This window comes from Devosia sp. UYZn731 (genome assembly GCF_040546795.1).
Taxonomy (GTDB): Bacteria; Pseudomonadota; Alphaproteobacteria; order Rhizobiales; family Devosiaceae; genus Devosia.
In genome coordinates this window covers 1-1,232 of record NZ_JBEPOL010000026.1, presented here as the reverse complement: position 1 = coordinate 1,232, position 1,232 = coordinate 1, and the positions used below count along the sequence as shown (strand labels likewise).

General features: G+C 59.2%; 1 protein-coding gene. It reads right to left on the bottom strand.

Features of this window, described 5'->3' with window-relative positions:
• Positions 1–35: 35 nt before the first annotated feature.
• Positions 36–1,171 (bottom strand): IS3 family transposase gene (locus ABIB57_RS26795; protein WP_354044507.1). Its coding sequence is split into 2 segments (ribosomal slippage): positions 36–919 and positions 919–1,171, totalling 1,137 coding nucleotides; the frame shifts between segments, so codons are not numbered across the junction.
• Positions 1,172–1,232 lie beyond the last annotated feature (61 nt).

Sequence of the window (1,232 nt, the reverse complement as noted above, 5' to 3'; positions counted from 1 at the left end):
TGGACTGCCCCCGGTTTGGCAGACATTTCCCAGCCTCACGCCGCGGCGCTTTCAAACGCCTCGGGACTGACGCCGCCAATATGGCTGTGGCGGCGGGTTCGGTTGTAGAAGACCTCGATATAGTCGAAGATGTCGGCTCGAGCGAGGTCGCGTGTTTTATAGATGCGTTTTCGAATGCGCTCCTTTTTCAGGCTCGAGAAGAATGACTCGGCCACGGCATTGTCCCAGCAGTTAGCGCGTCGGCTCATGCTGGGTTCGAGGTTGTTGGCCTGACAGAACCGCTTGAAGTCATCGCTGCCATATTGGCTGCCCTGATCTGAGTGAACAATGACGCGGCCGGCAGGCTTTCTGCGCCAGACGGCCATCAACAGCGCATCCATGGCCAGCTCTCTGGAGAGGCTGGGCTTCATCGACCAGCCCACCACCTTGCGCGCGAACAGGTCGACGACGACCGCCAGATAGAGCCAGCCCTGCCAGGTCCTGATATAGGTTATGTCCGTCACCCAGACTTTGTTGGGAGCATCAACCGTGAAGACGCGCTGCAGGCGGTTTGGAGCAATGATCGAAGGGCGGCCAGCAATGCCTCGCGGCTTCTTATAGCCGCGCACTGGCTTGATGCCGTTCTCAGCCATGATGCGTTCGACACGGTGGAGGCCGCAGACTTCGCCAACTTCTCGCAAGTCACCGAAGATGCGGCGCGCACCGTAAACGCCATGACTGGCACTATAGGAATCCCGGATGAGATCGAGCAGGCGAGCATCTTCCCTGGCGTGATCGCTCACCGGCTCGTGCAGCCAGGCGTAAAACCCTGCGCGAGCCACCTGCAAAATCCGGCACATCAGCGTGATGGCGTAGTCATGGCGGTGCTCGTTCATGAAGCGGTACTTCACTCTGGTTCCCTGGCAAAGTACCGCGCGGCTTTTTTTAAGAGATCCCGCTCCTCCTCCGTACGCCGCAGTTGCGAACGCAGGCGAAGAACCTCGCTCTTGGCTTCGAGAAGCTCCTGCGATTGTTGCTCGGATCGGTCGGGTGACACGGCCTTCACCCATTTATACAGGCTATGGGCCGACACGCCCAAACGCGCCGCGACATCCGGAACGCGATAGCCGCGTTCAACCACCTGCCGAACGGCTTCTTCTTTAAATTCCGGCGTAAATCTCTGTGTACTCACAAGCTGCCTCCTATGCTCCAAGGATAGGCGGGGCCTGTCTACCGGGCTAGGGGCAGTCCAA